Source organism: Lacinutrix cladophorae, from assembly GCF_053604645.1.
In genome coordinates this window covers 1-330 of sequence record NZ_JBSHNR010000001.1, presented here as the reverse complement: position 1 = coordinate 330, position 330 = coordinate 1, and the positions used below count along the sequence as shown (strand labels likewise).

General features: G+C 40.3%; 1 protein-coding gene. It reads left to right on the top strand.

What is annotated here, in order from left to right; all coding sequences use genetic code 11:
• Positions 1–330, top strand: a 330-nt coding sequence (locus tag ACVC3Y_RS00005; RefSeq protein WP_452225697.1) for an SdrD B-like domain-containing protein, incomplete at both ends; no start/stop codon positions are given.

Genomic DNA, 330 nt, shown 5'->3' with positions numbered 1-330 from the left:
TGGAGATTTAAGTGGAGTTGTATTTGAAGATCTTAACGGCGATGGAATACAAGATCCAGGAGAAGAAGGAATAGAAGGAGTAGAAGTTGTAATTACCGATGTTAACGGAGACGAAACAACAGTAACAACAGGAACGGATGGATCATGGACAGCAACAGACATTCCAGTAGGAGATGCAGAAGTAGATGTGGATGAAACAACATTACCAGCAGATATTACAGATACTTTAACAACAGGAACTTCAGATCCAGAAACAGTAACCGTATTAGAAGGAGTTGAAACAGCAACAACCGATGATGGTTATGCACCAGTAGTTGGAGATTTAAGTGG